The sequence below is a fragment of the Clavibacter tessellarius genome (genome assembly GCF_001618005.1).
In the GTDB taxonomy this organism is placed as follows: Bacteria; Actinomycetota; Actinomycetes; order Actinomycetales; family Microbacteriaceae; genus Clavibacter; species Clavibacter tessellarius_A.
Window position 1 is genome coordinate 1 of sequence record NZ_LQXA01000023.1, and the last position, 13,685, is coordinate 13,685.

The 13,685-nt window shown below is 72.6% G+C and carries 13 protein-coding genes; 11 read left to right on the forward strand and 2 right to left on the reverse strand.

Annotated features, from left to right (window positions below; genetic code table 11):
• The 8 genes from AWH51_RS05615 to dnaE all read left to right on the forward strand — a co-directional run.
• Positions 1-1,132 (forward strand): FtsQ-type POTRA domain-containing protein (locus tag AWH51_RS05615; RefSeq protein ID WP_254654489.1); only part of this gene is annotated, 1,132 nt, incomplete at its 5' end.
• Between the two features lie 135 nt (positions 1,133-1,267).
• On the forward strand, positions 1,268-2,407 hold the full coding sequence (gene ftsZ / locus AWH51_RS05620; protein ID WP_063071129.1) for a cell division protein FtsZ: 1,140 nt from the start codon (positions 1,268-1,270) through the stop codon (positions 2,405-2,407).
• Positions 2,404-3,135: a YggS family pyridoxal phosphate-dependent enzyme gene (locus tag AWH51_RS05625; RefSeq protein WP_081234899.1), complete on the forward strand. Its 732-nt coding sequence runs from the start codon at positions 2,404-2,406 to the stop codon at positions 3,133-3,135. The genes ftsZ and AWH51_RS05625 overlap by 4 nt, the downstream gene beginning before the upstream one ends.
• Positions 3,136-3,183: 48 nt before the next feature.
• Positions 3,184-3,681 (forward strand): cell division protein SepF, encoded by a 498-nt coding sequence (locus tag AWH51_RS05630; protein ID WP_063071183.1) that lies wholly within the window; start codon positions 3,184-3,186, stop codon positions 3,679-3,681.
• Between the two features lie 68 nt (positions 3,682-3,749).
• Positions 3,750-4,049 (forward strand): YggT family protein, encoded by a 300-nt coding sequence (locus AWH51_RS05635; protein ID WP_063071130.1) that lies wholly within the window; start codon positions 3,750-3,752, stop codon positions 4,047-4,049.
• 138 nt (positions 4,050-4,187) lie between these two features.
• Positions 4,188-4,847, forward strand: a complete 660-nt coding sequence (locus tag AWH51_RS05640; RefSeq protein ID WP_063071131.1) for a DivIVA domain-containing protein — start codon at positions 4,188-4,190, stop codon at positions 4,845-4,847.
• A 123-nt stretch (positions 4,848-4,970) separates the two neighbouring features.
• A complete protein-coding gene (locus AWH51_RS05645) occupies positions 4,971-5,888 on the forward strand; it encodes an RluA family pseudouridine synthase (protein ID WP_063071132.1) in 918 nt (305 codons plus the stop codon).
• Between the two features lie 127 nt (positions 5,889-6,015).
• Complete coding sequence (dnaE, locus tag AWH51_RS05650; RefSeq protein ID WP_063071184.1) at positions 6,016-9,477, forward strand: DNA polymerase III subunit alpha; 3,462 nt, start codon at positions 6,016-6,018, stop codon at positions 9,475-9,477.
• A 55-nt stretch (positions 9,478-9,532) separates the two neighbouring features.
• Here dnaE and AWH51_RS05655 read toward each other — a convergent pair whose 3' ends face one another.
• Positions 9,533-10,048 (reverse strand): flavin reductase family protein, encoded by a 516-nt coding sequence (locus AWH51_RS05655; protein ID WP_063071133.1) that lies wholly within the window; start codon positions 10,046-10,048, stop codon positions 9,533-9,535.
• Positions 10,049-10,109: 61 nt separating this feature from the next.
• Here AWH51_RS05655 and hisD point away from each other — a divergent pair, with 61 nt between their 5' ends.
• From hisD to AWH51_RS05670, 3 genes are all read left to right on the forward strand, one after another.
• A complete protein-coding gene (hisD, locus tag AWH51_RS05660) occupies positions 10,110-11,414 on the forward strand; it encodes a histidinol dehydrogenase (RefSeq protein ID WP_175345472.1) in 1,305 nt (434 codons plus the stop codon).
• A gap of 17 nt (positions 11,415-11,431) precedes the next feature.
• Positions 11,432-11,905, forward strand: coding sequence for a transcriptional regulator NrdR (nrdR, locus tag AWH51_RS05665; protein ID WP_063071135.1), 474 nt, complete (start codon positions 11,432-11,434; stop codon positions 11,903-11,905).
• 73 nt (positions 11,906-11,978) lie between these two features.
• Positions 11,979-13,013, forward strand: a complete 1,035-nt coding sequence (locus AWH51_RS05670; RefSeq protein WP_063071136.1) for a quinone-dependent dihydroorotate dehydrogenase — start codon at positions 11,979-11,981, stop codon at positions 13,011-13,013.
• Between the two features lie 51 nt (positions 13,014-13,064).
• On the opposite strand, the gene AWH51_RS05675 is transcribed toward AWH51_RS05670, so the two are convergent.
• A complete protein-coding gene (locus AWH51_RS05675) occupies positions 13,065-13,661 on the reverse strand; it encodes a DUF3043 domain-containing protein (protein ID WP_081234903.1) in 597 nt (198 codons plus the stop codon).
• Positions 13,662-13,685: the final 24 nt, after the last annotated feature.

A 13,685-nucleotide genomic window follows, 5' to 3' on the forward strand; every position in this document is an offset into this window, starting at 1 on the left:
CGCGCCGCGGACCGACGCCCGCCCCGGCACAGGCACGCCCGCGCGCTCGGCCGCCACGCCTCCCTCGGCCGGGCGCCCCTCCGCCCCGTGGCGCGACGACGACGAACCCGACACCGAGCCGATCGTCCTCCCGCACCTGGCGGAGGCGCCCGTCAGCGCGCCTCCCACGCCGAGCACCGGCCGGGAGTCGGCCGCCTCCCGTGCGGGCGGCATCGCCGGACGCCTCGGCCGACGGGCGCGCGGTGCCGCCGAGGCCGCCGGATCCCGGGCCGCGAAGCCGCTCCGCCGCCGCACCCGGGGGGAGGGCGACGCCGAGCCGACGCCCCGCGCCCACCGGCCAGCGCGTCCGGCCAGCGCGACCACGGGAGACGCCGAGGCCCGTCGCCAGCTCCGCCGCGCCCGCCGCGAGCGCCAGCGCTACGAGCGCCAGGAGGTCCGCCGCTTCACGCAGCGCACGCGGCGTCGCCGCGCCGGTCTCCTCGGCGCGCTCGGCGCGTTCCTCGTCCTCGCGATCGTCGTCGGCATCGCCGTCTACTCGCCGCTCCTCGCCCTGCGGACCGTCGAGGTCGAGGGCGCCGACCGCGTCGCGCCGGACAGCATCCAGGCCGCCCTCGCCGACCAGGTCGGCACGCCCCTGCCTCTCGTCGACCTCGGACGGGTGGGCGACGAGCTGCGCGCCTTCCCGCTCATCCGCAGCTACAGCACGGAGAGCCGGCCGCCGTCGACCCTCGTGATCCGCATCGTCGAGCGCACGCCCGTCGCCGTGATCCAGTCGGGCGCGGGATTCGACCTCGTCGACCCCGCGGGCGTCACCATCGAGCGCGCCACCGCGCGTCCCGACGGCTACCCCCTCATCGACCTGCCGAGCGCCGGCCTGTCCAGCCCGCGCTTCCGAGCCGCGACGGCCGTGCTCGTCGCGCTGCCCGCCGACTTCCTGCCGCAGGTCGACAGCATCCAGGCCAACACGACCGACGACGTGATGCTCGTGCTCCGCAGCGGCAAGAAGGTGCTGTGGGGGAGCGGGGAGCGCTCGACGGAGAAGGCGCAGGTGCTGCAGGCCCTCGTGAAGGCCCGCGGCGACGTCGGCTCCTACGACGTCTCGGCGCCCGACGCGCCCGTCGCGGGTCCCTGAGCGACCGGGTGTGGCGACACGCGGCGCGCCGGTCGCCGCACCCGCCCCACGCCCCCTAACGTCGGGATCAGGAAATGCATACTGAGTAAACTCTAAGCCTCCACCGGAGGTCGAAGGTTCTAGCGGAGGCCCGTCGTGTCGAACAACCAGAACTACCTCGCCGTCATCAAGGTCGTCGGCATCGGCGGTGGCGGCGTCAACGCCGTGAACCGCATGATCGAGCTTGGTCTGCGGGGCGTGGAGTTCATCGCGATCAACACCGACGCGCAGGCCCTGCTCATGAGCGACGCCGACGTGAAGCTCGACGTCGGTCGCGAGATCACCCGCGGCCTCGGCGCCGGCGCCGACCCCGAGGTCGGCCGACGCGCCGCCGAGGACCACGCGGAGGAGATCGAGGAGGCGCTCGCGGGCGCCGACATGGTCTTCGTCACCGCGGGCGAGGGCGGCGGCACCGGCACCGGCGGCGCGCCCGTCGTGGCCCGCATCGCGAAGTCGATCGGCGCGCTCACCATCGGCGTCGTCACGAAGCCGTTCGGCTTCGAGGGCAAGCGCCGCTCCGCGCAGGCGGAGCTCGGCGTCGCGACGCTGAAGAACGAGGTCGACACGCTCATCGTCGTCCCGAACGACCGCCTCCTGGAGATCAGCGACCGCGGCATCAGCATGCTCGAGGCCTTCGCCACCGCCGACCAGGTGCTCCTCGCCGGCGTCCAGGGCATCACCGACCTCATCACCACCCCCGGTCTCATCAACCTCGACTTCGCCGACGTGAAGTCGGTCATGCAGGGCGCCGGATCCGCGCTCATGGGCATCGGCTCGTCGCGCGGCGCCGACCGGTCGATCAAGGCGGCCGAGCTCGCGGTGGCGTCGCCCCTGCTCGAGGCCAGCATCGAGGGCGCGCACGGCGTGCTGCTCTCCATCCAGGGCGGGTCGAACCTCGGCATCTTCGAGATCAACGACGCGGCCAAGCTCGTGCAGGAGGCCGTGCACCCGGAGGCGAACATCATCTTCGGCGCGGTCATCGACGACACCCTCGGCGACGAGGTGCGCGTCACCGTCATCGCCGCGGGCTTCGACGGCGGCGAGCCGTCGGCCAAGGTCGAGAACCGCCGCAGCGGATTCGTCGCCGCCGGTGGGGGAGCGGTCACCGCCCCCGAGGCCGTCGAGTCCGCGCCGTCGCGCCCGCAGGCCGAGGCGCCCGTCGCGGCCGTCCCGGCGAGCGACCCGACGTTCGAGGACGACGGCGACGACCTGGACATCCCCGACTTCCTGAAGTGAGCGACGCTCCGCTGACCGGCGGCGCGCACGCGTCGGACGCCCACCCTGGCGAGGCCCACCCCGGCCTCGCCGAGCGGTGGGCGTCCGTGCGCGCGCAGGTCGCCGACGCCGTCCGTGAGGCGGACCGCGATCCGGCCGAGGTGACCACGATCGTCGTCACCAAGTTCCAGCCCGTGTCGCTCCTCAGCGCCCTCGTCGACCTCGGCGTGCGCGATCTCGGCGAGAGCCGGCACCAGGAGGCGCAGGGCAAGGCCGCCGAGCTCGCGGGGCGCGACGTCGCCTGGCACTTCGTCGGGCAGCTCCAGGGCAAGAAGGCGCGCCAGGTGCGGCGGTACGCCTCCGTGATCCACTCCGTCGACCGTCCCTCCCTCGTGGACGCGCTGGCATCCGAGGAGGAGGGGACCCGCGTCTTCCTCCAGGTCAACCTCACGGACGACCCGGCCCGAGGAGGCGTCCCGCCCGCCGAGGCGGAGGCCCTCGCGGAGCACGCCGCGGCCGCGGCCGGCATCCGGGTGCTCGGGGTCATGGCGGTCGCGCCCGACGACGGCGAGCCCCGCCGCGCGTTCGCCCGGCTCCGCGGCATCTCGGACGACGTGCGGCGCATCCTGCCCGACGCCCGCGCCATCTCCGCGGGCATGTCCGGCGACCTGCGCGAGGCGCTGCTCGAGGGCGCGACACACCTACGGATCGGGTCGGCAATCACGGGAAAGCGACCCGACCGCCCTTAATGTCGGAGGTGCGGTCCGGTTCGTCAGGCCGAAACGGAAAGAGGAATGATGGCCAACCCACTTCGCAAGACCATGGTGTACCTGGGACTCGCCGACGAGGAGCTCGACTACCAGCAGCAGCCCACGCAGCAGCAGTCGCCCGTGCAGGCCGTCCCCGCGCCGGCGCCCGCCCCGCAGCAGCGCGAGCAGCAGCAGGCGAAGCGCGCACCCGTGACCCCCCTGCACAAGCCCTCGACCACCACAAGGAATGCGGCGCCGGCTGAAATGAACGAGATCCTCACCGTCCACCCCAAGGCCTACAAGGACGCGCAGGTCATCGCCGAGAACTTCCGCGAGGGCGTGCCGGTCATCATCAACCTGTCGCAGATGACGGAAGACGACGCGCGCCGCCTCATCGACTTCGCGAGCGGCCTCTCCATCGGCCTGTACGGCAAGATCGAGCGCGTCACGAGCAAGGTGTTCCTGCTCTCGCCGTCGCACGTCGCCGTCTCCGGCGAGCAGTCCGCCACCGAGGCCGAGGTCGAGGCCTCCTTCTTCGGGCGCTGATCCACGCGGACCGCTGAGATGGCGGGCGTCGACGGGACCTCCCATCGACGCCCGCCATACTTGTCTCCGTGATCATCGTCTCCCTCGTCGCCACCGTCGTGTGGTTCGCCCTCCTGGCGTTCATCATCTGCATGTGGGGGCGCTTCGTCCTCGACCTCGTGCAGTCGCTCTCGCGGGAGTGGCGTCCGCGCGGCGCGATGCTCATCGTCGCCGAGGCGTCCTACACGGTGACCGACCCGCCCATCGGCTTCGTGCGCCGGCTCATCCCGCCCCTGCGCCTCGGTCCGGTGGCGCTCGACTTCGGCTGGATGATCACGATGCTGGTCGCCATCATCCTGTTCAACGTCGCGCGCGGCTTCATCGGGTAGGCGCCGCCCCTCCGTCCGCGGATCGCGGCCCGAGTCCCCGGACCCGGGCGATCCGCTGGTAGCGTTGAGGCGCACGTTGTCCCGAATCCCCGTCCGCGCCCGCGGACCCCGCTCTACGCACAAAAGAGGTGGCAGGCCATGGCTCTCACTCCTGAAGACGTCGTCAACAAGCGTTTCCAGCCGACCAAGTTCCGCGAGGGATACGACCAGGACGAGGTGGACGACTTCCTCGACGAGGTGGTCGTCGAGCTGCGACGCCTCCACCAGGAGAACGAGGAGCTGCGCCAGCGCCTCTCCTCCGGCGAGTCCGCCCCCGCCGCCACCACGGCCATCGAGACCCCCGCTCCCGCCGCGGTCGAGCAGGCGCCCGTCGTCGTCGAGCCGGAGCCCACCCCCGAGCCCGAGCCGGCTCCCGTCGTCGTGTCGGCGCCCGTCGCCGCCCCCGCGGACGAGGACGACGAGACGTCGAGCACGAGCAGCCTGCTCAAGCTGGCCCGCAAGCTGCACGAGGAGCACGTCCGCGAGGGCGTCGAGAAGCGCGACGCGCTCGTCGCCGAGGCGCACGCCACCGCCGCCCGCATCGCCGCCGAGGCCGAGGCCGAGCAGCGCTCCAAGACCGCCGTGCTGGAGAAGGAGCGCCAGGTCCTCGAGGGCCGCATCGACGAGCTCCGCACCTTCGAGCGCGAGTACCGCACGAAGCTCAAGGGCTACATCGAGGGCCAGCTCCGCGAGCTGGACGCCGCCGGATCGACCGAGGCGCCCGCCACCGCCTCGTTCCCCGGCTACTCGGGCAACTAGCACCCGCACCACCCGCGCGCCCGACGGCGGCGCGGGACCCGGCTCGCACGAGCCACGAGGGTCCCGCGTCGCCGTCGTCGTTCGCGCGGCCCGTCGTCCCCGCACCGGAAGAGGCACCACCCGATGGAGCACCGCACCATTCCCGTCCCCGACGGCCTCGACGGGCAGCGCGTCGACGCGGGCCTCGCCCGCCTCCTCGGCTTCTCCCGCAGCTTCGCCGCCGAGGTCGCGGAGGCGGGCGGCGTCACCCAGGACGGCCGCGAGGCCGGCAAGTCCGATCGCCTCGTGGGCGGGTCCATGCTCGCCGTCAGCTGGCAGCCGAAGCGGGAGCCGTCGGTCGTCCCGCTCGCGGTGCCCGACCTCGGCATCGTGCACGACGACGACGACCTCGTCGTGGTCGACAAGCCCGTCGGCGTCGCGGCCCACCCGAGCGTCGGCTGGACCGGGCCCACCGTCCTCGGCGCCCTGGCCGCGGCCGGGTTCCGCCTCAGCACCTCCGGCGCCGAGGAGCGGCAGGGCATCGTGCACCGGCTCGACGCGGGCACGAGCGGGCTGATGGTCGTCGCCAAGACCGAGCGCGCGTACACCGAGCTCAAGCGCCAGTTCCACGACCGCGAGGTCGAGAAGATCTACCACGCGGTCGTCCAGGGGCATCCGGATCCGCTGACGGGCACCATCGACGCCCCCATCGGCCGCCACCCGCGCAGCGACTGGAAGTTCGCGGTCACGGCCGACGGCAAGTCGTCGGTCACCCACTACGAGACGCTCGAGGCGTTCCGCCGGGCGGCCCTGCTCGAGGTGCACCTCGAGACCGGCCGCACCCACCAGATCCGCGTGCACATGGCCGCGCAGCGCCACCCCTGCGTCGGCGACGCGATGTACGGCGCCGACCCCGTGCTCTCGGCGCAGCTCGGCCTCGGGCGGCAGTGGTTGCACGCGATGCGGCTGGAGATCACGCACCCCGCCACGGGCGACCGCGCGTCCTTCTCGAGCACGTACCCGGCCGACCTGCAGCACGCCCTCGAGGTCCTCCGCGACTGACGCCCGACACGCCCGAGGCGCCTTCGGGGGCCTGCCTATGATGGCCCCACCGCCCATCCATGAGTAGAAGAGACCCGTGCCCCGCAACGACTCGTTCGTCCACCTCCACGTCCACAGCGAGTACTCGATGCTCGACGGGGCGGCCCGCGTGGGACCGCTCGTGCAGGCCGCCGTGGAGCAGAAGATGCCCGCCGTCGCCATCACGGACCACGGCAACGTGTTCGGCGCCTTCGACTTCTGGAAGCAGGCGAAGAACGCGGGCGTGAAGCCCATCATCGGCACGGAGGCGTACATCACGCCGGGCACGCACCGCGGAGATCGCACACGCGTGCGCTGGGGCGACGGCGGCCGCGACGACGTCTCCGGATCCGGCGCCTACACGCACCTCACGATGCTCGCCGAGACCACGGAGGGCATGCACAACCTCTTCCGGCTGTCGTCGCGCGCTTCCCTCGAGGGCTACTACTTCAAGCCCCGCATGGACCGCGAGCTCCTCAGCACGTACGCGAAGGGCCTCATCGCCACCACCGGCTGCCCGTCGGGCGAGGTCCAGACGCGCCTGCGGCTCGGCCAGTACGACGAGGCCGTGAAGGCCGCGAGCGACTACCGCGACATCTTCGGGGCGGGCAACTACTTCTGCGAGATCATGGACCACGGGCTCGGCATCGAGCGCCGCATCATGAGCGACCTCCTCCGCCTCGCGAAGGACCTCGACCTCCCGCTCGTCGCCACGAACGACCTGCACTACACGCACGAGCACGACGCGACGAGCCACGCCGCTCTCCTGTGCGTGCAGTCCGGCACCACCCTCGACGACCCGAACCGCTTCAAGTTCGACGCCGACGAGTTCTACCTGAAGACGGCACAGCAGATGCGGCACCTCTTCCGCGACCACGAGGAGGCGTGCGACAACACGCTGCTCATCGCGGAGCGCTGCGACGTGCAGTTCAACGAGTCCGCCAACTACATGCCGCGCTACCCGGTGCCCGAGGGCGAGAGCGAGCAGACCTGGTTCGTGAAGGAGGTCGAGCGCGGCCTCGTCCGGCGCTACCCGCGCGGCTTCTCGGACGACGTGCGCAAGCGCGCCGACTACGAGGTCGGCGTCATCGCGCAGATGGGCTTCCCGGGCTACTTCCTCGTCGTCGCGGACTTCATCAACTGGTCGAAGGAGAACGGGATCCGCGTGGGCCCCGGTCGTGGATCCGGCGCAGGCTCCATGGTCGCGTACGCCATGGGCATCACCGACCTCGACCCGCTGGAGCACGGCCTCCTCTTCGAGCGGTTCCTGAACCCGGACCGCGTCTCCATGCCCGACTTCGACGTCGACTTCGACGACCGTCGCCGCGGCGAGGTCATCCGGTACGTGACCGACAAGTACGGCGACGAGCGCGTCGCGCAGATCGTCACGTACGGCACCATCAAGGCCAAGCAGGCGCTCAAGGACTCCAGTCGCGTGCTCGGCTACCCGTTCTCCATGGGCGACAAGCTCACGAAGGCCATGCCGCCCGCGATCATGGGCAAGGACATCCCGCTGTCGGGCATCCTCGACACCGACCACCCGCGCTACCGCGAGGCCGGCGACTTCCGCGAGGTGCTCGCGATGGACCCCGAGGCGCAGAAGGTCTTCGAGACCGCGCAGGGCATCGAGAACCTCAAGCGCCAGTGGGGCGTGCACGCGGCCGGCGTCATCATGTCGAGCGAGCCGCTCATCGACATCATCCCGATCATGAAGCGGGAGCAGGACGGCCAGATCGTCACGCAGTTCGACTACCCCGCGTGCGAGTCCCTCGGCCTCATCAAGATGGACTTCCTGGGGCTGCGCAACCTCACGATCATCGACGACGCGCTCAACAACATCGAGTCGAACCGCGGCGAGAAGCTCGTGCTCGAGGACCTGGGCCTCGACGACCAGGGCGCGTACGACCTCCTGGCCCGGGGCGACACGCTCGGCGTCTTCCAGCTCGACGGCGGCCCCATGCGCTCGCTGCTGCGCATGATGAAGCCCGACAACTTCGAGGACATCTCGGCCGTCATCGCGCTGTACCGACCGGGCCCCATGGGCGCGAACTCGCACACGAACTACGCGCTGCGGAAGAACGGGCTGCAGGAGATCACCCCCATCCACCCGGAGCTCGAGGAGCCGCTGCGCGAGGTGCTCGGCACCACGCACGGCCTCATCGTGTACCAGGAGCAGGTGATGTCGGTCGCGCAGAAGCTCGCCGGCTTCACGCTCGCGCAGGCCGACCTCCTCCGCCGCGCCATGGGCAAGAAGAAGAAGTCGGAGCTCGACAAGCAGTTCGCCGGGTTCTCGCAGGGCATGGTCGACAACGGCTACTCGATGGCCGCGGTGAAGGCGCTGTGGGACATCCTGCTGCCGTTCTCCGACTACGCGTTCAACAAGGCGCACTCGGCGGCCTACGGCGTCGTCTCCTACTGGACCGCGTACCTCAAGGCGCACTACCCCGCCGAGTACATGGCGGCGCTCCTCACGAGCGTCGGCGACTCCAAGGACAAGATGGCGCTGTACCTCAACGAGTGCCGCCGCATGGGCATCAAGGTGCTGCCGCCGGACGTCAACGAGTCGATCGGGTTCTTCGCGGCCGCCGGCGCCGACATCCGCTTCGGCCTGGGCGCCGTGCGCAACGTCGGCGCCAACGTGGTGGAGGCGCTCCGCGGCGCCCGCACCGAGCAGGGCGCGTTCGAGTCGTTCGACGACTTCCTCAAGAAGGTGCCGCTCCCCGTGGCGAACAAGCGCACCGTGGAGTCGCTCATCAAGGCCGGCGCGTTCGACTCGCTGGGTGACACGCGCCGGGCGTTGCTCGAGGTGCACGAGGGCATGATCGACGCGTCCGTGAGCGACAAGCGCGCCGCGATGAACGGCCAGGTCGGCTTCGACTTCGACAGCCTCTGGGACGAGCCGCAGCACGCGCGCAAGGTGCCGGAGCGGCCGGAGTGGGCGAAGCGCGACAAGCTCGCGTTCGAGCGCGAGATGCTCGGGCTCTACGTGTCCGACCACCCGCTCGCGGGGCTCGAGATCCCGCTGGCGAAGCTCGCCTCCACGGGCATCGCCGAGCTGCTCGCGACCGACGCGTCGATGGACGGCGAGACGGTCACGCTGGCGGGCCTGCTCACGAGCGTGCAGCACCGCACGGCGCGCAACTCCGGCAACCAGTACGGCATGGTGCAGCTGGAGGACTTCGGCGGCGAGATCACCTGCATGTTCATGGGCAAGGCGTACCAGGAGTTCGCTCCAGCGCTGCAGAGCGACACCGTCGTGGTGATCCGCGGCCGTGTGTCCACGCGCGACGACGGCATGAACATCCACGCGTTCTCGATGTTCCAGCCCGACCTCGGGCAGAGCCTCGGCTCCGGTCCGCTGCTCATCAGCCTGGCGGAGAACCGGGCGACGACCGAGACGGTCATGGGCCTCAACGACGTGCTGATCCGGCACTCGGGCGACACCGAGGTGCGTCTGCAGCTCGTGAAGGGCGACAACGGGCGCGTCTTCGAGATCCCGTACCCGGTCACGGTGAGCGCCGACCTCTACGGCGAGCTCAAGTCGCTGCTCGGGCCGAACTGCCTGGGCTGATCCGCGGCCCGGGCGCCTCGGGACCTCGGACGGCGTCCTCTCGGGCGGCGGCCTCTCAGGCGTCGGCGCCGGGGCGCAGGTAGCGCCGCGCGTGGTAGACGAGCGGCTCGTCCTCGACGCCCGCGCCGCCGTCCTCGATGCGCACGACCACGACGATCGCGTCGTGGACGTGCACGCGCTCCACGATGCGGGCGACGAGCAGGGCGGTGCCGCCGTCGAGCACCGGCAGGCCGTGCGGGCCGGAGGACCAGTGGTCGCCCGCGAAGCGCTCGGCAGCGGGGCCGCTGAGGCGCTCCGCGAGGGGCCGGTCGCGCGCGCCGAGCACGTGGATCGCGACGTGATCGGCGGTCCCGATCGCGGCGGCGCTCGATGCCGTGCGGGCCAGGCTGAAGCTCGCGAGCGGCGGGTCGGCCGACACGGAGGCGAGCGACGTCGCCGTGAAGCCGACGGGGGAGCCCTGGGCATCGCGCGTCGTGACGACCGCGACGCCCGCGGCATGGCGCCGGAACGCGGCGCGGAAAGCGGCCTGGCCCGGGGCCTCGGAGAGCGTGGTGGCGGGGTGCGCGTCCATGCCTGGAGACGCTAGCCGCCCGAACCGCCCGGCGCCCGCTCGGTAGACTTCCGGAGTCATGATGCGCATCCAGGACCTCCGCGGCACCACGCCCAGCACCGCCGACCTGCTCGACCTCCTCCCGCGTCCGGTCACCGACGTCGCCGTCGCGCTCGACGTGGCGCGCGAGCTCGTCGAGGACGTCCGCACCCGGGGGAGCGCCGCGCTCCTCGACCAGGCGGAGCGGCTCGACCGGGTCCGCCCCGACGCGCTGCGCGTGCCCGCCGAGGCGATCGCCGCGGCCGTCGACGGCCTCGACCCCGACGTCCGGGCCGCCCTCGAGGAGGCCATCCGCCGCGTGCGCCTCGGGTCCGCCGCGCAGGTCCCGCCGGAGACCACGACCACGGTCGTGCCCGGCGGGACGATCGTGCAGCGCTGGCAGCCGGTCCGCCGGGTCGGCCTCTATGCCCCGGGCGGCAAGGCCGCCTATCCGTCGAGCGTCGTGATGAACGTCGTCGCCGCGCAGGTCGCCGGCGTCGCGAGCATCGCGCTGGCCTCGCCCGCGCAGGCGGCGCACGGCGGATCCGTGCACCCCGCGATCCTCGGCGCCGCCGGGCTCCTCGGCGTCGACGAGGTCTACGCGATGGGCGGCGCCGGGGCCATCGGCGCCTTCGCGCACGGCGTCGCCGACATCGGCCTCGAGCCCGTCGACGTCGTCACCGGGCCCGGCAACATCTACGTCGCGGCCGCCAAGCGCGTCGTGCGCGGCGTCACCGGCATCGACTCGGAGGCCGGCACCACCGAGATCCTCGTCATCGCCGACGCGCACGCGGACGCCCGGCTCGTCGCCGCCGACCTGGTGAGCCAGGCGGAGCACGACGAGATGGCCGCGTCCGTCCTCGTCACCGACTCGCCCGAGCTCGCCCGGGCGGTGGACGCGGAGGTCGAGGCGCTGGCCGCCACGACCGCGCACTCCGCCCGCGTCGTCCAGGCGCTCGCCGGTCCGCAGTCGGCGATCCTCGTGGTCGACGACCTCGCGACCGCGGCGCGCTACAGCGACGCGTACGGCCCCGAGCACCTCTCCGTCCAGACCGCTGACCCGGATGCGCTGCTCCCGCACCTCCACAGCGCCGGGGCGATCTTCCTCGGCCCGCACTCGCCCGTGAGCCTCGGCGACTACCTCGCCGGCTCCAACCACGTGCTCCCCACCGGCGGCCAGGCGCGGTTCGGCTCGGGCCTCGGCGCCTACACGTTCCTGCGCCCGCAGCAGGTCGTGCGCTACGACGCGGATGCGCTGCGCGAGGCCGAGCCGATGATCGTCGCGCTGAGCCGCGCCGAGGACCTCCCGGCCCACGGCGACGCGGTGACAGCCCGCCTCCGGGGCTGACGTATCCTGGGCACACGATGTTCTGCCCCTTCTGCCGCCACCCCGACTCCCGCGTCGTCGACTCCCGCACGAGCGACGACGGGCTGTCGATCCGCCGGCGTCGGCAGTGCCCGGAGTGCGGCCGCCGCTTCAGCACCACGGAGACCGCGAGTCTCAGCGTGATCAAGCGCAACGGCGTGGTCGAGCCGTTCAGCCGGGAGAAGATCGTCACCGGCGTGCGGAAGGCCTGCCAGGGCCGGCCCGTCACCGACACCGACCTCGCGGTCCTCGCGCAGCGCGTGGAGGAGGCGATCCGGGCCACCGGCGCCTCGCAGATCGAGGCGAACGACATCGGCCTCAGCATCCTGCCGCCGCTCCGCGAGCTCGACGAGGTCGCGTACCTGCGCTTCGCCAGCGTCTACCAGGGCTTCGACTCGCTCGACGACTTCGAGGCCGCCATCGCCCAGCTGCGTGTCGCCCATTCGGCCGCGCCGGACGCCGACACGCCCTAGCCGCCGGCTGCGGGCGCCCGCCGGCTGCGGGCGCCCGCGGGGGACGGGGCCCGCACCCGCTAGCCTGGTGCCGATGTATCCCCTCCTCTTCCGCACGGTCCTGTCGCGCATGGACCCGGAGGACGCGCACCACCTCGCGTCCACGGCCATCGCCCTCCTCCCGCCGTCCGGCTTCGGCTGGATCGCCCGGCGGCTGACCGCACCGGATCCGTCACTCGCGGTGGACGCCCTCGGGCTCCGCTTCCCCTCGCCGTTCGGGGTCGCCGCGGGCTTCGACAAGGACGCGCAGGCCGTGCTCGGCCTGGGCCAGCTCGGCTTCGGCCACGTCGAGGTCGGCACGGTCACCGCCCTGGCGCAGCCGGGCAACCCGCGGCCGCGCCTGTTCCGCCTCATCGAGGACCGCGCCGTGATCAACCGGATGGGGTTCAACAACGGGGGAGCGGCCGCCCTCGCCGACCGCCTCCGCCGCCTCCGCGCGCGGCGCGACCGGCCCGTCATCGGCGTCAACATCGGCAAGACGCGCGCCGTCGCGGTCGAGGACGCCGTGGCGGACTACGTGCGTTCGACGCGCCTGGTCGCCCCCGTCGCCGACTACCTCGCCGTCAACGTCAGCTCGCCGAACACCCCCGGCCTCCGCGGGCTCCAGGAGATCGAGCTCCTCCGGCCGCTGCTCACGAGCATCCGCGACGCCGCCGACGGCGTGCCGGTCCTCGTGAAGATCGCCCCGGACCTGCAGGACGCCGAGGTGGAGCGCATCGCCGGGCTCGCCACGGAGCTGGGGCTGGCCGGCGTCATCGCCACGAACACCACGCTCTCCCGTGCGGGCCTCCGCACGGATGCCGACGTCGTCGCGGCGGCCGGGGCCGGCGGCCTGTCCGGCGCGCCGCTGGCCTCGCGCGCGCTCGAGGTGCTGGGGATCCTGCGCCGGGTGCTGCCGGACGATGCGTGCATCATCTCGGTCGGCGGGGTCGACACGGCCGAGGACGTGCAGGCGCGCATCGACGCGGGTGCCACCCTCGTGCAGGGCTACACGGCGTTCCTCTACCGCGGGCCGCTCTGGGCCCGATCGGTCAACGCCGGGCTCGCGCGGATCCGCCGCGGCCGCTGACGGCCGCCTCCCGCGGAGCTGCCGCTGGCGGCCGCCTCCCGCGGACGGCGATCAGCCGAACGTGATCTTCTCGCGACGCTTGACCTGCGGCTTCGGCAGGCGCATCGGGCGCATCTGGATGGTGCGCATGCCGGTGTACCAGCGGATGCCGCGCTCGACGCGGTCCGCGCCGACCCTCGTGGTGATCGCGGCTCGCACGCGGCGGCCGGTGAGGTACGCGTCGACGATGGCCGCCAGCACGAACGCGTAGATCGACAGCAGGGGGATCGTGGCCATGTTGGTCGGCAGCACGAAGGTCAGCACGACGACGACGCCCATCACGGGCAGCAGCAGCTCGCCGACGCTCCAGCGGGCGTCGACGACGTCGCGGGCGTAGCGCTTCTGCGGTCCCTTGTCGCGGACGGGCAGGTACCGCTCGTCTCCCGCCGCCATGCCGGCGTTGGCCCGGGCGCGCGCCTCGCGCGCCTTCTCCTTGCTCTGCTGAGCGGCGAGCTTGCGGTCCTGGGGGACGAGCGGACGCAGGTTCGCGGCCTCGCGCTCCCGGCGGGTGGGGGTGGGGCCCTTCTTCCCGTCGGCCGTCCGGCCCTCGGCGCCCGCCGGAGCGGTCGTCTCGGAGGGGGTCTCTGCGGGTGTCTGCTGCTTCGCCACGTCTCTCGTCCTTGCCTGGAGTGA